Consider the following 21,373-nt stretch of genomic DNA (forward strand, 5'->3'; position numbering starts at 1 on the left):
TCCCATTCCCCAATCGCCTTTCACGGCCAATAGGATACGGAATGTGCCAATTCAGCCCCGGAATTCTTCGAAGAACCAAGAAAAAGGCGCGGTCCTCCCGCGCCTTTTTTGTGGCCAACTCAGGGAATCAGCGCTCGACGGCCATCGCGACACCCATGCCTCCGCCGATGCACAACGCAGCAAAGCCCTTGTGCACATCGCGCTTCTGCATCTCATAGAGCAATGTGACCAGAATGCGGCAGCCAGAAGCGCCGATCGGGTGGCCCAACGCGATCGCGCCGCCGTTGACGTTGATGCGCGAGGTATCCCAGCCCATGTCCTTGTTCACCGCGATAGCCTGCGCGGCAAAGGCCTCGTTGATCTCCATGAGCTCCGGCGTGTCAGGTGTCCAGCCGTTTCTTTTCATGGCCAACCGGCTCGCCGGCGCCGGGCCGATACCCATGTACGCCGGATCCACGCCAGCCCACGCATAGCTCGAGATGCTGGCCAGGATTGGCAGACCCAGTGAGCGCGCACGCGACTCCGTCATAACCATCACCGCGGCCGCTCCGTCGTTGATACCTGACGCATTGCCCGCCGTCACGGTGCCGGCCTTGTCGAAGGCGGGGCGCAGTCCGGCCAGCGCTTCAATGGTCGAACCGTGCTTGGGGTATTCGTCGGTGTCGAAGACGACGTCGCCCTTCTTGGACGGAATCGTGACCGGCACGATCTCATCCTTGAAGCGCCCGGCCTTCTGCGCCGCCTCTGCTTTCAATTGAGACGCAAGCGAGAACTCATCCTGGTCCTGGCGGGTGATGTCGAACCGCTTGGCCAGGTTCTCGGCCGTCACGCCCATGTGGTAGTTGTTGTAGGCGTCCCACAGGCCGTCGTTGATCATCGTATCGACCAACTTGCCATCGCCCATGCGAATGCCGTCGCGCGAACCATTCAGGACGTGCGGGCTCGCAGACATGTTCTCTTGCCCGCCTGCGATGACGATTTCGGCGTCGCCGCTGCGCACGGCCTGCGCGGCCAGCATGACGGCCTTCAGGCCCGAGCCGCACACCATGTTGATGGTCATGCCCGATACGCCCACCGGCAGACCAGCCTTGATGACAGCCTGTCGTGCGGGATTCTGCCCCACGCCAGCCGTCAGTACCTGGCCCATGATGACGTCGGATACAGCATCGGCCGGTAAGCCACTCCGCGCCAGGACTCCACGAATGACGGTCGCACCCAGATCGGCGGCCGGCACCTTGGCGAGCGAACCGCCAAACTTGCCGACCGGCGTGCGCGCCGCCGCTACGATGACTACGTTTTCCATTGCAGACTCCTCAGTGCGCTGTCGGAGGCGCCACCGCCCGCGAGGCAAATGGCACCACAAATGAAAACGGGCACATCCCCTGCAAGGTCATGCAAGGAATGCGCCCGGATACACAACGTCCCTTGCGAGGATGCGTAGTGCGAGTCTAGCCCGATTTACTTCTTTTTCATCGGGGGCAAGTCGGTACATGTACCTTCGAACACTTCCGCCGCCATGCCAATGGACTCGCCCAGCGTCGGGTGCGGGTGAATCGTCTTGCCGATATCGACCGGGTCACAACCCATTTCGATGGCCAATGCCACCTCGCCGATCATGTCGCCCGCGTTGGGGCCGACAATGCCGCCGCCGATCACGCGGTGCGTTTCTTCATCGAAAATCAGCTTGGTGAAGCCGTACTCGCAACGGTTGGCGATGGCGCGACCGGAAGCCGCCCACGGGAACTTGCCAACGCCAATCTTGCGACCACTGGTCTTGGCTTCGAGTTCCGTAACGCCCACCCAGGCGACTTCAGGCTCGGTGTAGGCCACCGACGGAATCACCGAAGCGTCGAAATAGGACTTCTCGCCGGAGGCGGCTTCGGCGGCGACATGGCCTTCATGTACGCCCTTGTGGGCCAGCATCGGCTGCCCCACGATGTCGCCGATGGCGAAAATATGCGGCACGTTGGTGCGCTGCTGCTTGTCGACCTCGATGAAACCGCGGTCGGTCACCAACACGCCGGCATTCTCGGCACCGATCTTCTTGCCGTTCGGGCTACGGCCGACGGCCACCAGGACGAGGTCGTACTTTTGTTCTTCGGCCGGGGCGCCTTCGCCTTCGAACTTGACCAGGATGCCATCCGAACGCACCGTGCAACCCACCGTCTTGGTCTTGAGCATGACCTTGTCGAAGCGGTGCATGTTGAGCTTTTCCCAGACCTTCACGAGGTCACGGTCGGCGCCCATCATGAGGTTGTCGGCCATTTCGACGACGTCGATGCGCGAGCCCAGCGCCGAGTACACCGTCGCCATTTCCAGACCAATGATGCCCCCACCGACGACCAGCATGCGCTTGGGGATTTCGCGCAGTTCCAGCGCCCCCGTGGAATCCACGATACGCGGATCTTCGGGCATGAAAGGCAGCTTCACCGCCTGTGAGCCGGCGGCGATGATGCACTTGGCGAATTTGATGACCTTCTTCTCGCCCGAACGGTCCTGCCCCGCGCCAGTGGTCATTTCGACTTCGATGTGGTGCGGATCGATGAACTTGCCGTAGCCGCGCACGACATCGACCTTGCGTGCCTTGGCCATGCCAACCAGACCCGAAGTGAGCTTGCCGACGACCTTTTCCTTGTGGCCGCGCAGGCTCTCTAGATTGACCTTCGGCGAATCGAAGGCCACGCCGATGTCGGCAAAGTGCGACGCTTCATCGATGACCGCCGCCACGTGCAGCAGCGCCTTGGACGGGATGCAACCGACGTTCAGGCACACGCCGCCCAGCGTTGCGTAGCGCTCGACCAGCACAGTCTTCATGCCGAGATCGGCAGAGCGGAAGGCAGCCGAGTAGCCGCCGGGGCCTGCACCCAGCACGAGCATTTCGCATTCGATGTCGGCGGTACCGCTAAAGCTGCCTGCCGCCGGTGCTGCCACCGGGGCGGAGGGCGCTGCAGCAGGCGCAGGAGCCGGTGCTGCGGCCGGCGCAGCCTTGGCCGGCGCTGCGGCGGCTTCTGCCGCCTCCACGACCAGCAGCACGGCACCTTCGGCGACGCGATCGCCGATCTTGACGCGAACTTCCTTGACCACGCCGGCCGTCGTCGAGGGCACATCCATGGTGGCCTTGTCGGATTCCAGCGTAACGATCGATTCGTCGACCTTGATCGTGTCGCCCGCCTTGACGAACACTTCGATCACCGGCACATCCGCGAAATCGCCGATGTCGGGGACTTTTACTTCAACGAGTTGGCTCATTTATTTTCCTCAAGCGAATGGCGCCTGCGATGGGCCGCGGCCTCGCCGCCAGCCCCACCTTCACGACTCATTCAACACGATGCTGTGTGAAACGATCGGTCCGCCACTGGCGGTATCGAATTCCACTCCGGCACGCACACCCAGACACGCCAGTTCTTCGGCACTCAGCGTCGAGTTATAGGCGGCGAACATCGCCCCCAATGCGAAACTGCGGCCTGACCCGCCAGCCCAGAATCGCTCGAACTCAAACACCTCTCGATACGAATACACGCCGTATATGCCGCTCGCATTGGCAATCAGGCAGGCCAATTGCGATGACTCGTACGGATCGTCTTCCTCTTCCTTGGGGTTGAGGAAGGCGTGGTCCTTGAGTACTGGATGCAGCCGGCGGAAGGTTTCGTACACTTCTGCCCGGCTTCCCAAGTGAATGTCGCCCAGTTCGCGAAACGCACTCTCCAGCACCACGTGGTGTGCCGAACTGCCACACACGGCGACCCATGAATCGGCCACCTGCAAAACCTTGTCCTGCACGCTCTTGTACGGCCCCGGCAATCGTGTGTCGCCGAACGTGGTCAAGCCATCTGCTGCGATGGCCACGACGTTGTTCTTGCGGACGACGGCCAGGGTTGTCATGGATGCAGGCTGGTGCGGGTCGTCACACGAAAGTGAGACGACCCGGCACCGTGTTACAGCATCACGCGACGGAAGTCCGCCAGCACGGCCGCGAAGTACGCGTTGAAGCGCGCAGCAGCGGCACCGTCGATGACGCGGTGATCCCACGACAGCGACAGCGGCAGGATCAGGCGCGGCACGAATTGCTTGCCGTCCCAGACCGGACGCGTAGACGACTTGCACACGCCCATGATCGACACTTCCGGCGCGTTGATGATCGGCGTGAAATACGTACCGCCGATGCCGCCCAGCGAACTGATCGAGAAGCAGCCGCCCTGCATCTGGTCGGGCTTGAGCTTGCCGTCACGCGCCAGCTTGGCCAGTTCGGACATTTCCTTAGCGATCTCGACCACGCCCTTCTGGTCGGCGTTCTTGATCACCGGAACGACCAGACCGTTCGGTGTATCGGCTGCGAAGCCGACGTTGTAGTACTTCTTCAGGACCAGGTTGTCGCCATCGAGCGAAGCGTTGAATTCGGGGAATTTCTTCAGCGCTGCAACTGCGGCCTTGATCATGAAGGCCAGCATGGTGACCTTCACGCCGGCCTTTTCGTATTCCTTGTTCAGTTGAACACGGAAGGCTTCCAGGTCGGTGATGTCCGCGTCTTCGTGGTTCGTGACGTGGGGAATCATCACCCAGTTGCGATGCAGGTTCGCGCCCGAAATCTTCTTGATGCGCGACAGCGGCTGGGTATCGATTTCGCCGAACTTGCCGAAGTCGACCTTCGGCCACGGCAGCAGCGAAATGCCGCCGACGCCTGCACCAGCCGCAGCGCCGCCTGCGGCAGACACGCCGCCGGCAGCCACCTGGGCCATGATGCCCTTGATAAAGTTCTGCACGTCCTGCTGCAGGATGCGGCCCTTCGGACCCGTACCCGGCACCTTGGCGACATCCACGCCCAGTTCGCGGGCGAAGCGGCGCACGGACGGACTTGCGTGGGCCTTGCCTGCGGCAGCCGTCGCAACCGGCGAAGCAACTGCGGGTGCAGCAGCGGGCGCCGGAGCGGCAGCAGGCGCCGCGGCCTGAGCAGGTGCAGGGGCTGCGGCGGGTGCCGGAGCGGGCGCAGCGGCTGCCGGCGCGCCAGCGCCTTCTACGATCACCAGCACGGCACCTTCGCCGACCTTGTCGCCAACCTTGACGCGCACTTCCTTGACCACACCAGCCGCCGACGAGGGCACATCCATGGTGGCCTTGTCGGATTCGAGCGTAGCGATGGAGTCATCAACCTTGATGGTGTCGCCAACCTTGACGTAGACCTCGATGACCGGGACTTCGTCGAAGTCGCCAATGTCAGGCACCTTCACTTCGATCGGGCCACTCGACGCAGCGGGCGCAGCCGCCGGAGCGGGCGATGCGGCAGGAGCCGGAGCAGCCGCGACCGGAGCCGGTGCAGCAGCAGGTGCGGGGGCTGCGGCCGGAGCGGGCGCGGCAGCCTGGCCAGCATCGGCGGCTTCCAGGAGCAGCACTACGGCGCCTTCGCCGATGCGATCGCCCACCTTGACTTTCACTTCCTTGACCGTGCCCGCAGTCGGGGACGGCACATCCATCGTGGCCTTGTCAGACTCGAGCGTGATCAACGACTCATCGGCCTTGACCGTGTCGCCGGGTTTAACGAACACCTCGATCACCGGCACATCCGAGAAGTCGCCGATGTCGGGTACTTTTACTTCGATGAGTTGGCTCATTTTTATTCCTCTGGCGATCAGCGACGAAGCGCGCGGGGCTCGACGGCCCGGCGCGCTTCGCGCTTCACTTCTTAGGCATGCAGCGGGTTCGGCTTGTTCGGATCGAGTTCGTACTTGGTCAGCGCAGCGGCGACCTTTTCACGATCGATCTTGCCTTCGTCGGCCAGGGCTGAAAGCGCGGCGACCGTGACCCAGCGACGATCCACTTCGAAGTGGTGGCGCAACTGTTCGCGCGTGTCGGAGCGACCAAAACCATCGGTGCCCAGCACGACGTACTTGCCCGGCACATACGGACGGATCTGTTCGGCATACAGGCGGATGTAGTCGGTCGCAACGATGACCGGACCCTGCGCACCCTTGAGCTTCTGCTCGACGTGCGAGGTGCGCGGCTCTTCCAGCGGATGCAGCATGTTCCAGCGCTTGGTGGCCTGACCGTCGCGCGCCAGTTCGTTGAAGCTGGGAGCACCCCAGATATCGGCTTCGACGCCCCAGTCGTTCTTGAGCAGATCAGCAGCAGCGATCACCTCGCGGAAGATCGTGCCCGAGCCCATCAACTGAACGCGTGCGCCCTTCGACTTGCCACCGTCACGGAACTTGTACAGCCCCTTGATGATGTCGGCTTCGGCACCTTCCGGCATGGCCGGATGCTCGTAGTTCTCGTTCATTACCGTGATGTAGTAATAAACGTCTTCTTGCTCCTGGTACATGCGGCGCAGGCCGTCCTGCACGATGACCGCGACTTCGTAAGAGAAGGTCGGGTCATACGAAATGCAGTTCGGGATGGTGTGCGTCAGCACCAGCGAGTGACCGTCTTCGTGCTGCAGACCTTCGCCGTTGAGCGTGGTGCGACCGGCCGTGCCGCCAACCAGGAAACCACGGGCGCGCGAATCGCCTGCGGCCCAGCACAGGTCCATCGTGCGTTGCGGCCCGAACATCGAATAGAAGATGTAGAACGGGATCATCGGCACGCCGTGCACCGAATACGACGTCGCCGCAGCGATCCAGTCGGCCATGGCGCCGGCTTCGTTGATGCCGTCCTGCATGATCTGGCCGTCGGTGCTTTCCTTGTAGAACATGAGCTGGTCATGGTCTTGCGGAATGTACTGCTGGCCTTGCTGGTTCCAGATGCTGTACTGGCGGAACATGCCTTCCATGCCGAAGGTGCGCGACTCATCGACAACGATGGGCACCACGTGGCGGGCAATGCTCTTGTCCTTGAGCAGGATGTTGAAGATACGCACCATCGCCATGGTCGAGGAGAACTCGCGGCCTTCGCCGGACGCCTTCAGCAGCGCGTCGAACGCCGACAGGGCCGGCGTCGGCAGCGACTCGCTCTTCGGACGGCGGGCCGGCAGATAGCCGCCCAGGTCCATGCGGCGCTTGCGCATGTATTCGAGCTCGGGCGAGCCTTCCTCGAACTTGATGTACGGCATCTCGTCGATCTGATCGTCGGCGACGGGAATGTGGAAGCGATCGCGGAAACGCAACAGCGAATCGCGCGTCATCTTCTTCTGCTGGTGGCTGATGTTCTGCGCTTCGCCCGACTCACCCATGCCGAAGCCCTTGATGGTCTTCGCCAGGATCAGCGTCGGCTGCCCCTTGTGCTCCACGGCCGCCTTGTAGGCCGAGAAGATCTTGAACATGTCGTGGCCGCCGCGGTTCAGCGCCCAGATGTCGTCGTCGGTCCAGTCGGCAACCAGTTCCTTCAGTTCCGGCGTGTTGAAGAAGTGCTCGCGCACGTAGGCGCCATTCTTCGACTTGAAGGTCTGGTACTCGCCGTCGATGGCTTCCATCATGCGGGCCTTCAGAATGCCCTTGGTATCGCGGGCGAACAGCGCGTCCCAGCGCGTGCCCCACACCAACTTGATGACGTTCCAGCCAGCGCCACGGAACTCAGCCTCGAGTTCCTGGATGATCTTGCCGTTGCCGCGCACCGGACCGTCCAGGCGCTGCAGGTTGCAGTTGATGATGAACACCAGGTTGTCGAGCTTTTCACGGCCGGCAACGCCGATCGCGCCGAGGGATTCGACTTCGTCCATCTCGCCGTCGCCCATGAACGCCCACACCTTGCGTTGCGCGTTGGTTTCAAGACCGCGCGCCTGCAGGTACTTCATGAAACGGGCCTGGTAGATGGCCTGCAGCGGGCCCAGGCCCATCGACACCGTCGGGAATTGCCAGAACTCCGGCATCAGCCACGGGTGCGGGTAGGACGACAGGCCCTTGCCGCCGACTTCCTGGCGGAAATGATCGAGTTGCTCTTCGGTCAGGCGGCCCAGCAGGAACGCGCGAGCGTAGATGCCGGGGATCGAGTGGCCCTGGAAGAACACCAGATCGCCCTGGTGGTCGCCATGCGGAGCGTTCCAGAACCAGTTGAAGCCCACGTCATACAGCGTGGCGGAAGAAGCGTAGGAGGCAATGTGGCCGCCGACGTTGGTATGCTTGTTGGCACGCACCACCATGGCCATCGCGTTCCAGCGCAGGTATGCCTGGATGCGTTCTTCGATGGCGGGATCGCCCGGATACTTGGGCTGTTTGTCGGTGGGGATGGTATTGATGTACGCCGTGTTGGCGCTGTACGGAATGTCGACGCCAGCTTCGCGGGCGGATTCGATCAGTCGCTCGATCAGGTAATGGCCACGCTCGGGGCCTTCCTGCTTGAGCACCGCGTCGAGCGCTTCCAGCCATTCCTGAGTCTCCTGCGTATCCACGTCAGACTGCAGGGGAACGTTGGGCATTGCTGCCATGTTGCTTCTCCTCGCTAAGCGTTTTCAGAACCGGATCGGAATCGCGAATTCCAACCGGCAAGGCGTGACATCCGGGGGGAAGATGCCGGGCCGCGAGGCCACAGGGGCTCGCAGCGCCTCGAATCAGGCATCCGCGTGGCTCGCGCCACACGGCGATCGCGCGACCTTACCCGATTTTCCAGGCCAAGCCCACGCGCTTCATTTCACAATATAAAACAGTGCTCCACGCTGTGCAACAACAATACACGATGCTGTGCAACATGACCGGCCGCAATTTCGCCTTAGAAATCATTATGTTGCAATGCACAAAACGCTATTTCGGCGCGATCTCCATGCCAAGGACATAGATCACGATCGCAACGACACTCCTGAAAGCGCGCCAAATAGAACATCCGGCCCAACACACGAGCGGAGGTTTGTTGCAATATGGTTAATTCCCCGTTTCAGTGCGCCTAGGGTTAGACCCAATGCATGACCGGGACCGCGATGACAAAATCAATTCGCGCCTTGGCCCCCCAGACCAGGATTCCGTAGATGGATCCCAACCTCCGTACCAATCGTTCGCACTTCTCCCTCTCGGCGTCTCCGTTGACCTACATTGGCATCGGGTTGATCGGCGTCCTGGTTTTCATCTGGTATCACGAACTGCCCGCCGGCGTGCGCGCCGACATCATGCGCGTGCTGCCCAGCATGCTTCTGACACTGCTGGTCGGTGTCGGCGTATGGTCGCTGTGGGTGTCGCGCGAACGCAGCCTGCGGGTGGAGGCGGTGGAAAGCGAACGCGACCAGATTTTTTCGCTGTCGCTCGACATTCTGTGTGTGCTGACCATGGATGGGCGCTTCCGCCGCACCAATCCTGCGTTCCTGAACGTCTTGGGGCAACGGCCGGATCAACTGCTCGAAAAGGCCTTCACCGAGATCGTCCACCCGGACGACATGCATCTGGTCCTCGGCATCTTCAAATCGCTCGCGCTGGGCCGTCAGGCGAGCTTTGAAATCCGGTGCCGTTGTGGCGATGGCACCTACAACTGGTTGTCCTGGAGCGCCAATCCGATCCCGCACGAAGGGCTCATCTATGCGGCTGCGCACGACATTTCGGCGCGGCGCAACGCCGAAGACGCCTTGCGTGCCGAGACCGCATTCCGCAAGGCCATGGAAGAATCCGTTTCCGCCGGCTTGCAGGCCATCGACCTGAAGGGCCGCATCATCTATGTAAACCGCGCCTTCTGCGAGATGGTCGATCGCCGTGCGCAGGATCTGATCGGCACGGAGCCTCCTTTCCCCTACTGGCACGCCAGCGAACTCGACCTGCAATGGCACAACCTGGCGCTGTGCCTGTCGGGCAAAACACCGCGCGACGGCTTCGACGCCCGCGTGCTGCGCCGCGACGAATCGGAAATCACCGTGCGCATGCAGGTCTCGCCCCTGGTCAATAGCCTCGGCGTGCAGACCGGCTGGATGATGGCGATGACCGACATCACCGAATCGCGTCGCGTGCGAGCCGAACTCGAAGCCTCGCACGAGCGATTCACCGCCGTGCTGGACGGCCTCGATGCGGCCGTGTTCGTGACCGACGCGCAGACCGACGAAGTGCTCTACGCCAATCGCGCCTTCCGCAGCGATGAAGGCGGCGCCCGGGAATTGTCCGCACACCAATGGCCGGTGCCGCGCCCCGAGCTGGGTGACTACTCCCTCGATCCGCGCCGCGTCGATTCAAGCATGCTGCCGTATGAGCTCTTCGACGGAGAATTGCAGCATCCCATCAGCGGGCATTGGTATCACCTGCGCGAACGTGCCACGCGCTGGGTCGACGGACGCATCGTGCGCCTCGTGGTGGCCACCGACATTTCGGATATCAAGAAGGTCGAGGAGTTCTCGCGCGAACAGGAAGCCCGCCTGCAGCGCACTTCACGTCTCGTGACGATGGGCGAGATGGCGTCCACCCTTGCGCACGAACTGAATCAGCCACTCTCGGCCATCGCCAACTACAGCAAGGGTTGCGTGAATCGCATCAAGACCGGTGAGTTCCGGACCGAAGACATCCTGGGCGCGATGGAAAAGGCCAACGCGCAGGCCGCTCGCGCGGGTCACATCATCCGCCGCGTGCGCGACTTCGTGCGCAAGAGCGAGCCCAAGCGCAGCGGCGTGAGCCTGATTGAAGTGGCGGAAGATGCGCTCGGGATCGCCGAGATCGAAGCGCAACGGCTCGGCGTGAAGATCATCACGAGCATTCCGCCCACCCTGCCCCGCGTCTATGCGGACCGCATCATGGTCGAGCAGGTTCTGCTCAACCTGATCAAGAACGGCGCCGAGGCTGAGGAGGGTCAGCCTCCCGAGCGCCGCATCGTTACGGTCGAAGCCCGCCAGGTGTCGGAGATGGTCGAAGTGTCCGTCACCGACAACGGCTATGGCATCTCGCCGGAAAACCTGGAAAAGCTCTTCTCCGCGTTCTTCTCGACCAAATCGGAAGGCATGGGCATGGGGCTCAACATCTGCCGTTCGATCATTGAATTCCACAATGGTCGGCTGTGGGTTGACCCGAACCCGACCGGTGGGAGTATCTTCCGCTTTACATTGCCGCTGGAGACAAGCATTGAGCACCAACCTGCCCACGCCTAACACGGCCCAACCGCAGCAGCTTGTACACATCATCGACGACGACGAGGCCCTGCGCGATTCGCTGGTCTGGTTGCTCGAATCGACCGGGCTGAAGGTTGCATCCTATCCATCCGCCGAAGCGTTCCTGCGGGCCTGGACACCCGACATGAGCGGTTGCCTCGTGCTGGATATCCGCATGCCCGGCATGAGCGGGCTCGAGCTTCACGAAAAGCTCAACACGCTGCATTCGACGCTGCCGGTCATCTTCATCACCGGGCACGGCGACGTGCCGATGGCGGTCACCGCACTCAAGAAGGGCGCTTTCGATTTCATTGAAAAGCCCTTCCACGATCAAGACATGCTGCACCTGATCGAGCAGTGCCTCGGCCGCGAGCGCGCAGAGCGCGAACAGCGCCGCCAGGGCGCCAACGCACAGCGCCGTATCGAACAACTCACACCACGCGAGCGCGAAGTACTCGATCTCATCGTGGCAGGCCGCTTGAACAAGCAGATCGCCGATGAACTCGGCATCAGCATCAAGACCGTGGAAGTGCACCGCGCACGCGTCATGGAAAAGATGGGTGCCAACTCGCTCGCCGAGCTGGTGCAGAACGTGCTCATGACGCAATCGCCGCCGGCTTGAACGAACGCGGCAAGATGAAACAAAGACGGGATGGCATGCCATCCCGTTTTCATTTTTGGAGGGAACCCACAACACGCGCGGTCGTCCGTGACATATCTCCTGCGCGCCCGATCATGTGGGGCCTAACATCTGCTCGACCTCACATTTCTCACAGGAGAGCGCCGTGCGTCGCTTCGTCCCGCTTCCCGCCATCGTTGTCTCATGCGCCTTCGTGTTGTCCGCCTGCGGAGGCGGTGGCGGAGGTGGTGGCTCGAATGGCGGCTCCAGTAGCAGCAGTTCAAGTGCCACGACGCAAAGTGCGGAAGGCCTGTGGTCCGGCACAGCGACCGACACGGGCAGCGGCACCACCTTCAACGCCTATGGCGTGATCACCTCGGCCGGCCAGACATTGCTCGCCATCTCCAGCAACGGCGCCTACTTCTCGCTGGCCGCAGGCACGCTGGGCGTCACAGCGTCCACCGTGAGCTCGACGGATTTCGTCACGCTAGGCCTCGGCACAGGGGCTGCCACCGTCGGCACGCTCTCCGGGGGCGTAACGAGCCGGTTCAGCATCATCGCCAAGGCAACCTACCCCAACAACGTCAATGACAACTACAACCTGTCATATGACAAACAGTATGAATCGACGGCATCCATCGCCACCGCCAAAGGCACTTATACGGTGCGCAACAGCCTGGGCGTGGCCACCGGCAGCTTCTCGGTGGATGATAACGGCGTGCTCTCCGGCACCAACGATGCTTGCCCGTTCAGCGGTACGCTCAAGCCCCATGGCGACGGTTCACGCAATGCTTATGACATCACCGTGAACGCAACGACAGGTACGAATTGCACCACTCAGCTCGCCAACCTGCCCGGCCTGGCGACGCTGGCGGCATTGTCTGGAACGGACACGACAAAGTCGCTGCTGCTCATGGCGACACGCCAGTCCGGATCTGTGTACTCGGTATTCGTGGCAGCCGGCCGCCGCAACTGATTCGCAGGCGGCGAAAAAGACAAGGGGCGCCACGGCGCCCCTTTTTCCATCCCGCGACCTGGACTCAGCCACCCGTACCGCCCACGGTCAGCCCGTCGATGCGCAGCGTCGGCTGGCCAACACCGACCGGCACGCTCTGCCCTTCCTTGCCGCAAGTCCCGACGCCGGGATCGAGCGCCAGATCGTTGCCGATCATCGACACACGCGTGAGCGAATCGGGGCCGTTGCCAATGAGGGTCGCGCCCTTCACCGGATATGTGAGCTTGCCATCCTCGATGACATACGCCTCGGCTGCCGAGAACACGAACTTGCCGCTGGTGATATCGACCTGGCCGCCACCGAAGTTGGCCGCGTAGATGCCTTTCTTGACCGAGCGGATGATCTCTTCCGGCGGCGTCTCGCCGGCCATCATGATGGTGTTGGTCATGCGCGGCATCGGCAGATGCGCGAAGGACTCTCGACGGCCGTTGCCGGTGGGTGCGACGCCCATCAGACGGGCGTTCATCATGTCCTGCATGTAGCCCACGAGAATGCCATCCTCGATCAGCACGGTGCGATTGGTCGGATTGCCTTCGTCATCGACGGTCAGCGAACCGCGGCGCCCCGGCAGCGTGCCGTCATCGACCACGGTGACGCCCTTGGCCGCCACCCGCTGGCCCATCATGCCCGCGAAGGCTGAACTGCCCTTGCGGTTGAAGTCGCCCTCCAATCCGTGGCCGATGGCCTCGTGCAGCAGGATGCCCGGCCAGCCGTTGCCCAGTACCACGGTCATCGTGCCAGCCGGAGCCGGGCGCGCCTGCATGTTGATGTCTGCCTGATGCACGGCGCGCCGCGCGTAGTCCTTGAGCACCTCGTCAGTGAACATGGCGTAGTCCTGACGGCCGCCGCCGCCGGCCGAGCCTTGCTCACGGCGCCCCTTGTCTTCCATCACCACCGACAGCGACACACGCACCAGCGGACGCACATCGGCGGCCATGTGACCGTCGGAGCGCGCCACCATCACGACCTCCCAGGTCGCGGCAAGATAGGCCATCACTTGAACGATGCGCGGGTCCAGCTCGCGCGCAAAGCCCTCCAGGCGTTCGAGCAAACGAACCTTGTCGACATCCTCCAGCGACGCGATCGGATCGCGCGCCGAATACAGCGCCACCGGCAGCTCGCGGCCTGCGACCTTGATGCGGCGCTCGCTACCGGCGTCCGCAATGGCTCGCGTCGCCTTGGCCGTCTCCGCCAGAGCCGGCAAGCTGATGTCGTCCGAATAAGCGAAAGCCGTTTTCTCGCCGGCAATGGCGCGCACCCCCACGCCTTGCTCGATGTTGAAGCTGCCGGATTTGACGATGCCCTCTTCCAGGCTCCAGCCCTCGGCACGCTGGTACTGGAAATAGATGTCGGCGTAGTCGACCTGATGCGACATGATCTGACCAAACACCGAATCAAGGCTCGAAGGCGTCAGGTCATAGGGCGCCAGCAGGGTGTTTTCGGCCAGGGCCAGGGCGGACAGTTCTTTGGGGAGCGTGGCGTTCATTTCGCTTGCCTCGTCGGGTAATGGTGCATTGTCGCAGGCCATAGGGCGCAGAGCCAGCCGGCAAATGAAAACGGCGGGCCGTGCCCGCCGTCTCTCGGCTGTGGTGACGACCCGTGTTACTTCAGGCCCAGCACATCCTGCATGTCAAAAAGGCCGCTCTTTTTGCCGCCCAGGAACACGGCAGCACGCAGCGCGCCAGTCGCGTAGGGCATACGGCTGCCGGCCTTGTGCGAAATCTCGACGCGCTCGCCCAGGCCGGCAAACATCACGGTGTGATCACCCACGATGTCGCCGCCGCGCACCGTGGCAAAGCCGATGGTGTTGGCGTCGCGCTCACCCGTTACGCCTTCGCGGCCGTAAATGGCGCATTCCTTCAAGTCGCGTCCGAGCGTGTTGGCAACGACTTCGCCCATGCGCAGCGCGGTGCCCGACGGCGCATCAACCTTGAAGCGATGGTGCGCCTCGATCACCTCGATGTCGTAACCGCTCGCCAGCATCTTTGCCGCTACTTCCAGCAACTTGAAGACCGCATTCACGCCCACGGCCATGTTGGCGGCGAAGACGACAGGAATGGTCTTTGCTGCTTCGCTGATACGGGCTTTTTCTTCGTCCTTGAAACCTGTCGTGCCGATCACCATGGCGCGACCGGCACGAACCGCGTGCTCGAGGTGCACCAGCGTGCCTTCGGGACGGGTGAAGTCGATCAGGCAGTCAGCCTTGGCGAATGCCGCGGCGATGTCGGACGAAATCGCCACGCCGGTGACCACGCCAGCATATTCGCCGGCATCGCGGCCCAGCACGGGGCTGCCTTCGCGCTCGAGCGCCGCCACCAGCTCAGCGTCTTTCGAGGCCAGCGTCGCTTCGATCAGCATGCGGCCCATGCGGCCGGAGGCTCCGGCAATGGCAACTTTCACGGTCATGATGGCGGGTTCTCTGCAAGGCAACGCGGCCCTGACGGGCCGCGGGTGGTTCGATGAAAAAGTCTGCGGTGCCGGGGCTTATTTTTTGGGTGCTTCGATCTCGATCACGCGATTGGTGGCCACCGGCAGCGAAGCGCCTTCCTGCGTGGCGGGCGCGGCGGCGACATCGCCTTCGACGTGGTCGAGTTTACCGTCCTTGAAGAAGAGCGAGATGTTGCGCGATTCGACGTCACCGCGACTGGGCGCGAACCGGTAGACGTAGTCCCAGCGATCATTGTGGAACGGGTCGATGAGCAGCGGCGAGCCCAGGATAAAGCGCACCTGGTCCTGCGTCATGCCAGGCTTGAGCTGGCCGAGCATGTCCTGCGACACGTAATTGCCCTGCCGCACAGGAATCCGGTATTCCTTGAGATAAGAACACGCGGACAGCACGGCGGGCACTGCGAGCACTAGACCCAGGCGAACCAAACGACGACTCATGCGCGACATAAGGGATTGATTTCAAGGCAAATGAATAAGCCCGGAATTGCCCGGCGGGAGCCGTGAGCGTTCCAAGCAAACGACGCAGACTATATCATAGGGATCTGTACCACCCGCTGACCGCGCCACCGGAGACATCATGGCTACGCCACAAAACCTCAAGAGCATGGGCCTCAAGGCCACCTTGCCCCGACTGAAGATCCTCGATCTGTTCCAGCGCGCGGAAGAACGTCACCTCACAGCGGAGGACGTCTATCGCATGCTGCTGGCCGAGCAGCTCGACGTCGGGCTCGCAACCATCTATCGCGTACTCACGCAATTCGAGCAGGCCGGACTGCTGCAGCGCCACCACTTCGAATCCGGCAAAGCCGTGTTCGAACTGAACGAAGGCAGCCACCACGATCACATCGTCTGTGTCGATTGTGGCCACGTCGAAGAATTCTTCGACCCCTCGATCGAGGAGCGCCAAAAGCAGATTGCGCAGGAACGCGGCTTCAAGCTCCGCGACCACGCCATGCACATGTACGCCGAGTGCACCAAGGAGAACTGCGCTCGCCGCAAGGCGACCGAAAAGCTCGAAAAATGACCGCCTTCGGGCTCATATAAAAAGAAAGGCGACCCCCGGGTCGCCTTTTTCATGCCGTCATCCGGCTTACTTGTTGATGCCGTCCAGAAGGGTCTGCAATTCCCCCGACTGGAACATTTCTTTCATTATGTCGCTGCCGCCGATGAACTCGCCACCCACATACAATTGAGGGATGGTCGGCCAGTTGGCATATTCCTTGATGCCCTGGCGGATTTCCGGGTCCTGCAGCACGTTCACCGCCACGTAATCGTTCACGCCGCACAGTTTGAGAATCTGCGCCGCCGCCGAAGAAAAACCGCACTGCGGGAATTGCGGCGTGCCTTTCATGAAAAGCACAACGGGGTTGCTGGTGACGGTTTCGCGGATAGTGTCCTGCACGCTCATGTTTTGCTCCGGTTCGTTGCACGCTCCGCAGGTGCGAAGCCCATTACCCGAGTAATTTTATCGGAAATCATCCCGCCATGGGACAACGGTCTGTTACGGGCGATGCGCCAGCGGCGCCAAGTCTGCGACGGACGCGGCCTTCACGATACAATGCGCGTCTTTCTTACGCCCCATCACGCATGAACCAGCCCCACTCCGTTTCCGTGTTTGCGCATCGCCACCCGAAGGCGCGCCGCGTGCATGCGGCACGCGCGGTAGACTGGCTGGCGGCCGGCTGGCGCATGTTCATCGCCCATCCGTTCGTTTGGCTGCTGATGGCGCTGGTGGCTTTCGTGGTCATGGCGCTGGTGTCGACGCTGGTCGTGCCTCTGCCGGTGGTTGGCCCAATGGCCGCGCCGGTGCTGATGGTGTTGTTCATGGGCGGCATGCTGTCCGCGGCCGAACGCCAGGCTCATGGCAAGGCGATCGGATTCGAGAATCTCTTCGACGGCCTTCGCCGCCATCTTGGCAATCTGGCGCTGGTTGGTATCTTTTACAGCATCCCGCTCGTGCTCATGTCCTTGGTCACGGTGCTGGCCCTGACCGGGGGCCTGCTCGCCGGGCTGCTCGGCACGGCGCTCGGCGGCGCACTCAGCGGCCTGTTGTCGGGCGCCATGGCACTGGTGTCGATGATCATGACTGGCTGGGTCTTCGTCGGGGTGTTCTTTGCCCTGATGATCCTCGCCCTCATCTGCGCGCCGGCCCTGGTCATGTACCGCAGCACCCCTTCTTTCGACGCCATGCGCCTGTCGCTCGGCGCCAGCGTACGCAACCTCGGCGCCACGCTGCTGTTCGGCCTGATGATCTATACCTTGTTCCTGATTGCCCTGATCCCCGCCGGGCTAGGCATCCTGGTACTGATCCCGGTCGGCATCGGAGCGCTGCGCGAGGCTTACCTCGATATGTTTGGCGAGGACGACGACGTCCCGCCCCCCTGACCGCGACCATGTCCCAAGAACCCCTGCAAGCCCATCGCCTGCCCGCATCGCGTGGCTGGGCCTGGCTCATCGATGGCGTCGCCCTGTGGCGCCGCAACCCGCGCATGATCATGCTGCTGGCGCCCTGCTACTGGCTGTTGGCACTGCTCAGTTGGGGCATTCCCATCGTCGGGCCGATCCTGGGCACATTGCTCATGCTGCCCATGCAGATCTGGATCTACCTGCTGTGCCGCGCGGTGGACCAGAACGTCTCGCCGCCCAATGCGCCACGCGCCCGCAAGATCCGCATCCACGTGAAGGGCCTGATTCGCCTGTGGGTCTTCACGGTCGTCGCAAGCGTCGCCCTGGGATTGCTGGCGGACGTGCTGGGCAATCTGATCTTCGGCCCGCTCCCGGCCGATCTGGGCAATGTGACCGACGTGGACGCAGCCACGCAGATCGCCGCGGCCAACTCCGGCGTGCTGCTGGGCCGCACAGCCATCCTGCTGCTGGTCGGCGCGCTGCCAGTGCAGATGGCGCTGTGGTTTGCGCCAGTACTGGTCGGGCTGTGCGACGTCCCGCCGTTCAAGTCGATGGTATTCAGCATCATCGCGTGCTGGCGGAACGTCGGCGCCTTCAGCGTCTTCACGGTCGGCTCTATCGTCGCCCTGCTGCTCCTCGCGCAGATCGTTGGTCTTGCCGCGATGGCCTCGCAGATCCTCGGCGTGGTGCTGATGCTGGCCGTGCTGATGGTCGGCCTGTCGGTGATGCTCTGCTCCGTCTATTTCAGCATCAAGGAAATCTTCGGCGACCTGGGCGCGCGTGCCGAAGTAAATGCCAATGTCTGAGCATGTTGCCGGGCCGCTGGGTATTCTCGGCGGCACGTTCGACCCGATCCACTTTGGGCACCTGAGGCTGGCCGAAGAAGCGCGCGATGCGCTCGGGCTCGCCACCGTGCGCGTCATCCCGGCAGGGCAGCCGCCCCACCGCGAACAGCCGGGCACCGGGGCCGAAGATCGCCTGAACATGGCGCGGCTGGCTATCGCCGGGGTGCCGGGTTACGAACTGGACGACAGTGAAGTCGTTCGACAATCGCCCAGCTACACCGTCCTCACCTTGCGGCGCCTGCGCACCGAGCTGGGCGCGGCCCGTCCCCTCGTACTGATCCTTGGCGCGGATGCCTTCCTGGGCCTGCCGTCATGGCATGAGTGGGAAGAAATCCTGCCGCTTGCACATATCGCCGCCGGTACGCGCCCCGGATTCAGCCTGGACGCCGCGATCATGGGTCCGGTTCTTGCGAGCCTGTTCAGTACCGCACACGGCTCGGCCGCTGATCTGACCGCCCCTGCCGGACGCATTGTGCCGTTCGACATGACGGCGCTGGACATTTCGGCCACTGGCATCCGCGCCACGCTGGCGGCAGGCGGCAGCGCCCGGTTTTTGTTGCCGGATGCCGTACTCGACTATATTGAAACTCATCACCTCTACTGAATCGGAGCTGCACGCCCGCATGGATATCCGCAAACTGCAGAAAATCGTCGTCGACGCCCTGGAAGACATCAAGGCGCGCGACATTGAAGTCCTCAACACCACCAAGCTCACGTCGCTGTTCGACCGTGTGGTCATCGCCAGCGGCGACTCCAACCGACAGACGCGAGCCTTGGCGCGCAACGTACAAGAAAAGGTCCGCGACGCAGGCGGCGAAGTCATCAGCGTCGAAGGCGAAGAGACTGGCGAATGGGTTCTGGTCGATCTGGGCGACATTGTCGTCCACGTCATGCAACCCGCCGTGCGCGCCTACTACAACCTCGAAGAACTGTGGGCCACCACGCCGGCGCGTCGCCGCAAGCTTCTGGCTGACGAAGAAGCCAGCATGGAATCCGCCTGAGAACGTGTTCCCGGTCTGTCGCGAGAGGCCTCGATGGGACGAATGGCGGCACGTGAGCCTCGTTCCCAGCCTTGCTGCAACAGCATGAATACGTCCTAAGCACCGCTGGAGCATTCGCCGTGTGCCAACTGCTGGGCATGAACTGCGCCCAACCCACCGACGTCACTTTCTCGTTCACCGGCTTCGCCGCGCGCGGCGGCGGCACGGATCACCACGCCGACGGTTTCGGCGTGGCGTTCTTCGAGGACAAGGCCTGCCGTCTGTTCATCGACAACGCCTCGGCAGCATCGTCGCCCATCGCCGAGCTGATCAAGCGCTACCCGATCAAGTCGAAGAACGTCATATCGCATATCCGCAAGGCCACGCAGGGCTCGGTATTGCTCGAAAACTGCCATCCGTTCATGCGCGAACTGTGGGGTCGGCATTGGATCTTCGCGCATAACGGCGACCTCAAGGATTTCTCGCCGACCTTCGCGGGCGCCTATCAGCCGGTGGGCAGCACGGACTCCGAGGCCTCGTTCTGCCTGATCATGCAGCGTCTGCGCGAACACTATGCACATCAGCCGCCGCTGGAAGAGTTATTCGCCGCGCTGGCCGAGATCACGGCAGAGATCACGCAGTTCGGCGTATTCAATTACCTGCTGTCCAACGGACAGGCGCTGTTCGCGCATTGCTCAACCAATCTGTACACGCTGGTGAGGCAGTGGCCGTTCTCGACGGCGCACCTGATCGACGCCGACCTGACGATCGACTTCACCACCGTCACCACGCCAGACGATCGCGTTGCGGTGATCGCCACCGCCCCGCTCACCGACAACGAAAACTGGACGCGGCTCGCGCCGGGCGAACTCCTGATGTTCGAGCACGGCCAGCGGGTGCTGCACGCCATGGTGACGATCCCCGCCGCCGTCCAGGCCGCTAACGCCGCCAATCGCGCCTGCACATGAAGCTCATCATCGCCGCCGTCGGCACGCGCATGCCGGACTGGATCGAAACCGGCTATAGAGAATTCGCCAAACGCCTGCCGCGCGACTGCCCTATGGAGCTGGTCGAAGTGAAGGCCGAGCCGCGCGCCTCCGGCAAACCGCCTGCTGCCTTAATGGCCGCCGAAGCCGAACGCCTGCGCGCAGCGCTTCCTTCGCGCTGCCGGCTGGTGGTGCTGGATGAACGCGGCGACGACCTCACCACGCGCCAGCTCGCCGATCGCATGGGCCGCTGGATGCAGGAAGGTGATGACGTTGCCTTTGTCATCGGCGGGCCCGACGGCCTCGACCCCGCGTTCAAATCGAGCGCCCACGAAAAGCTCCGCCTCTCCAGCCTGACGCTGCCCCACGCCATGGTGCGCGTGCTGTTGTCCGAGGCGCTGTACCGCGCCTGGAGCCTGCTCAACAACCACCCGTATCACCGCGAATGATCGCCCACGCATGACCGCCGATCTCTACCTCGCCTCGCAAAGCCCGCGGCGCCGTGAATTGCTGCAGCAACTGGGCATCCGTTTCGAGCAACTGCGCTTTCGCGCCACACCCGAGGAAGATGACAGCGACGTTGCCGAGGATGTCCTGCCCAACGAAGACGCGGTGACTTACGTGCAGCGCATCGCGCGCATCAAGGCCGAAGGCGGAGTGCGACGCTTGTCCCTGCGCGACCTGCCCCGCCTGCCGGTGTTGTCGGCCGACACCACGCTCGAAGTCGACGGCGAGATCATCGGCAAGCCGGACGACGCGGCACATGCAGCCGCCATCCTCCGCCAACTGTCGGGACGCACGCACCGTGTGCTGACGGCCATCGCCATGGCTGACGACAGTCGCCTCGCGACGCGGCTGTCGGTCAGCACGGTCGCCATGCGTCCGCTGTCCGAACAGGACATCGCACACTACATCGCCACCGGCGAGCCCTTCGACAAAGCCGGCGCCTACGGCATCCAGGGGCATGCGGCGGTATTCATCTCCGGAATCCGGGGCTCGTATACCGGCATCATGGGCCTGCCATTGTTTGAAACGGCCGAACTGCTGGCCGAATTCGGCATCAGCGTCTGGCGCGCGCCGCGCAACTGATACGAATCGTCACGAC

Annotated in this window: 20 protein-coding genes; 11 read left to right on the plus strand and 9 right to left on the minus strand. The window is 62.8% G+C overall.

Features of this window, described 5'->3' with window-relative positions:
• Positions 1-127: 127 nt before the first annotated feature.
• The 5 genes from ACDA63_RS17545 to aceE all read right to left on the minus strand — a co-directional run bounded on the left by ACDA63_RS17545 (position 128) and on the right by aceE (position 8,350).
• A complete protein-coding gene (locus tag ACDA63_RS17545) occupies positions 128-1,303 on the minus strand; it encodes an acetyl-CoA C-acetyltransferase (RefSeq protein ID WP_373664583.1) in 1,176 nt (391 codons plus the stop codon).
• A gap of 155 nt (positions 1,304-1,458) precedes the next feature.
• Positions 1,459-3,249 carry a dihydrolipoyl dehydrogenase gene (gene lpdA, locus ACDA63_RS17550; protein WP_373664584.1) on the minus strand — a complete coding sequence of 597 codons (1,791 nt, stop codon included), beginning with the start codon at positions 3,247-3,249 and terminating at the stop codon, positions 1,459-1,461.
• Between the two features lie 60 nt (positions 3,250-3,309).
• Positions 3,310-3,882, minus strand: a complete 573-nt coding sequence (locus tag ACDA63_RS17555; RefSeq protein ID WP_373664585.1) for a hypothetical protein — start codon at positions 3,880-3,882, stop codon at positions 3,310-3,312.
• 53 nt (positions 3,883-3,935) lie between these two features.
• Entirely contained in the window at positions 3,936-5,606 is a 1,671-nt protein-coding gene (gene aceF / locus ACDA63_RS17560) for a dihydrolipoyllysine-residue acetyltransferase (RefSeq protein WP_373664586.1), read from the minus strand.
• A 71-nt stretch (positions 5,607-5,677) separates the two neighbouring features.
• The gene (gene aceE / locus ACDA63_RS17565) at positions 5,678-8,350 is read right to left on the minus strand and encodes a pyruvate dehydrogenase (acetyl-transferring), homodimeric type (protein ID WP_373664587.1); all 2,673 of its coding nucleotides are present in this window, start codon (positions 8,348-8,350) and stop codon (positions 5,678-5,680) included.
• 534 nt (positions 8,351-8,884) lie between these two features.
• Between aceE and ACDA63_RS17570 the strand changes: the two genes are divergently transcribed.
• From ACDA63_RS17570 to ACDA63_RS17580, 3 genes are all read left to right on the plus strand, one after another.
• Positions 8,885-10,969, plus strand: coding sequence for a PAS domain S-box protein (locus tag ACDA63_RS17570; protein WP_373664588.1), 2,085 nt, complete (start codon positions 8,885-8,887; stop codon positions 10,967-10,969).
• Positions 10,944-11,591 (plus strand): response regulator transcription factor, encoded by a 648-nt coding sequence (locus ACDA63_RS17575; RefSeq protein ID WP_373664589.1) that lies wholly within the window; start codon positions 10,944-10,946, stop codon positions 11,589-11,591. The genes ACDA63_RS17570 and ACDA63_RS17575 overlap by 26 nt, the downstream gene beginning before the upstream one ends.
• 163 nt (positions 11,592-11,754) lie before the next feature.
• Positions 11,755-12,564, plus strand: a complete 810-nt coding sequence (locus ACDA63_RS17580) for a hypothetical protein (protein ID WP_373664590.1) — start codon at positions 11,755-11,757, stop codon at positions 12,562-12,564.
• 64 nt (positions 12,565-12,628) lie between these two features.
• Here ACDA63_RS17580 and tldD read toward each other — a convergent pair whose 3' ends face one another.
• The 3 genes from tldD to ACDA63_RS17595 all read right to left on the minus strand — a co-directional run bounded on the left by tldD (position 12,629) and on the right by ACDA63_RS17595 (position 15,489).
• Positions 12,629-14,089 (minus strand): metalloprotease TldD, encoded by a 1,461-nt coding sequence (gene tldD / locus ACDA63_RS17585; protein ID WP_373664592.1) that lies wholly within the window; start codon positions 14,087-14,089, stop codon positions 12,629-12,631.
• A gap of 116 nt (positions 14,090-14,205) precedes the next feature.
• Positions 14,206-15,012, minus strand: coding sequence for a 4-hydroxy-tetrahydrodipicolinate reductase (dapB, locus tag ACDA63_RS17590; protein ID WP_373664619.1), 807 nt, complete (start codon positions 15,010-15,012; stop codon positions 14,206-14,208).
• Positions 15,013-15,087: 75 nt separating this feature from the next.
• On the minus strand, positions 15,088-15,489 hold the full coding sequence (locus ACDA63_RS17595; protein WP_373664593.1) for an outer membrane protein assembly factor BamE: 402 nt from the start codon (positions 15,487-15,489) through the stop codon (positions 15,088-15,090).
• 139 nt (positions 15,490-15,628) lie between these two features.
• On the opposite strand from ACDA63_RS17595, the gene fur reads away from it, so the two are divergent.
• On the plus strand, positions 15,629-16,075 hold the full coding sequence (fur, locus tag ACDA63_RS17600) for a ferric iron uptake transcriptional regulator (protein WP_373664594.1): 447 nt from the start codon (positions 15,629-15,631) through the stop codon (positions 16,073-16,075).
• Positions 16,076-16,141: 66 nt separating this feature from the next.
• On the opposite strand, the gene grxD is transcribed toward fur, so the two are convergent.
• The gene (gene grxD, locus ACDA63_RS17605) at positions 16,142-16,459 is read right to left on the minus strand and encodes a Grx4 family monothiol glutaredoxin (RefSeq protein ID WP_373664595.1); all 318 of its coding nucleotides are present in this window, start codon (positions 16,457-16,459) and stop codon (positions 16,142-16,144) included.
• 179 nt (positions 16,460-16,638) lie between these two features.
• Here grxD and ACDA63_RS17610 point away from each other — a divergent pair, with 179 nt between their 5' ends.
• The 7 genes from ACDA63_RS17610 (at position 16,639) to ACDA63_RS17640 (ending at position 21,357) form a co-directional block, all read left to right on the plus strand.
• Positions 16,639-17,436, plus strand: a complete 798-nt coding sequence (locus ACDA63_RS17610; protein WP_373664596.1) for a BPSS1780 family membrane protein — start codon at positions 16,639-16,641, stop codon at positions 17,434-17,436.
• Positions 17,437-17,444: 8 nt separating this feature from the next.
• Positions 17,445-18,263 carry a BPSS1780 family membrane protein gene (locus ACDA63_RS17615; RefSeq protein WP_373664597.1) on the plus strand — a complete coding sequence of 273 codons (819 nt, stop codon included), beginning with the start codon at positions 17,445-17,447 and terminating at the stop codon, positions 18,261-18,263.
• Positions 18,250-18,906 (plus strand): nicotinate-nucleotide adenylyltransferase, encoded by a 657-nt coding sequence (nadD, locus tag ACDA63_RS17620; RefSeq protein WP_373664598.1) that lies wholly within the window; start codon positions 18,250-18,252, stop codon positions 18,904-18,906. The genes ACDA63_RS17615 and nadD overlap by 14 nt, the downstream gene beginning before the upstream one ends.
• 19 nt (positions 18,907-18,925) lie before the next feature.
• Entirely contained in the window at positions 18,926-19,303 is a 378-nt protein-coding gene (rsfS, locus tag ACDA63_RS17625; RefSeq protein WP_373664599.1) for a ribosome silencing factor, read from the plus strand.
• Positions 19,304-19,422: 119 nt separating this feature from the next.
• On the plus strand, positions 19,423-20,250 hold the full coding sequence (locus ACDA63_RS17630; protein ID WP_373664600.1) for a class II glutamine amidotransferase: 828 nt from the start codon (positions 19,423-19,425) through the stop codon (positions 20,248-20,250).
• On the plus strand, positions 20,247-20,717 hold the full coding sequence (rlmH, locus tag ACDA63_RS17635) for a 23S rRNA (pseudouridine(1915)-N(3))-methyltransferase RlmH (protein WP_373664601.1): 471 nt from the start codon (positions 20,247-20,249) through the stop codon (positions 20,715-20,717). Before ACDA63_RS17630 ends, rlmH begins: the two co-directional genes overlap by 4 nt.
• A gap of 10 nt (positions 20,718-20,727) precedes the next feature.
• On the plus strand, positions 20,728-21,357 hold the full coding sequence (locus tag ACDA63_RS17640) for a nucleoside triphosphate pyrophosphatase (protein WP_373664602.1): 630 nt from the start codon (positions 20,728-20,730) through the stop codon (positions 21,355-21,357).
• Positions 21,358-21,373 lie beyond the last annotated feature (16 nt).

Origin of the sequence: Uliginosibacterium sp. sgz301328 (assembly GCF_041807905.1) — a bacterium.
In the GTDB taxonomy this organism is placed as follows: Bacteria; Pseudomonadota; Gammaproteobacteria; order Burkholderiales; family Rhodocyclaceae; genus JBGVSA01.

What these genes read in the sequence shown, in the direction of transcription:
- ACDA63_RS17545 (WP_373664583.1), bottom strand. Translation starts at nt 1,303, where the DNA reads ATGGAAAACGTAGTCATCGTAGCGGCGGCGCGCACGCCGGTCGGCAAG.
- lpdA (WP_373664584.1), bottom strand. Translation starts at nt 3,249, where the DNA reads ATGAGCCAACTCGTTGAAGTAAAAGTCCCCGACATCGGCGATTTCGCG.
- ACDA63_RS17555 (WP_373664585.1), bottom strand. Translation starts at nt 3,882, where the DNA reads ATGACAACCCTGGCCGTCGTCCGCAAGAACAACGTCGTGGCCATCGCA.
- aceF (WP_373664586.1), bottom strand. Translation starts at nt 5,606, where the DNA reads ATGAGCCAACTCATCGAAGTAAAAGTACCCGACATCGGCGACTTCTCG.
- aceE (WP_373664587.1), bottom strand. Translation starts at nt 8,350, where the DNA reads ATGGCAGCAATGCCCAACGTTCCCCTGCAGTCTGACGTGGATACGCAG.
- ACDA63_RS17570 (WP_373664588.1), top strand. Translation starts at nt 8,885, where the DNA reads ATGGATCCCAACCTCCGTACCAATCGTTCGCACTTCTCCCTCTCGGCG.
- tldD (WP_373664592.1), bottom strand. Translation starts at nt 14,089, where the DNA reads ATGAACGCCACGCTCCCCAAAGAACTGTCCGCCCTGGCCCTGGCCGAA.
- ACDA63_RS17595 (WP_373664593.1), bottom strand. Translation starts at nt 15,489, where the DNA reads ATGAGTCGTCGTTTGGTTCGCCTGGGTCTAGTGCTCGCAGTGCCCGCC.
- fur (WP_373664594.1), top strand. Translation starts at nt 15,629, where the DNA reads ATGGCTACGCCACAAAACCTCAAGAGCATGGGCCTCAAGGCCACCTTG.
- grxD (WP_373664595.1), bottom strand. Translation starts at nt 16,459, where the DNA reads ATGAGCGTGCAGGACACTATCCGCGAAACCGTCACCAGCAACCCCGTT.
- ACDA63_RS17610 (WP_373664596.1), top strand. Translation starts at nt 16,639, where the DNA reads ATGAACCAGCCCCACTCCGTTTCCGTGTTTGCGCATCGCCACCCGAAG.
- ACDA63_RS17615 (WP_373664597.1), top strand. Translation starts at nt 17,445, where the DNA reads ATGTCCCAAGAACCCCTGCAAGCCCATCGCCTGCCCGCATCGCGTGGC.
- nadD (WP_373664598.1), top strand. Translation starts at nt 18,250, where the DNA reads ATGCCAATGTCTGAGCATGTTGCCGGGCCGCTGGGTATTCTCGGCGGC.
- rsfS (WP_373664599.1), top strand. Translation starts at nt 18,926, where the DNA reads ATGGATATCCGCAAACTGCAGAAAATCGTCGTCGACGCCCTGGAAGAC.
- rlmH (WP_373664601.1), top strand. Translation starts at nt 20,247, where the DNA reads ATGAAGCTCATCATCGCCGCCGTCGGCACGCGCATGCCGGACTGGATC.
- ACDA63_RS17640 (WP_373664602.1), top strand. Translation starts at nt 20,728, where the DNA reads ATGACCGCCGATCTCTACCTCGCCTCGCAAAGCCCGCGGCGCCGTGAA.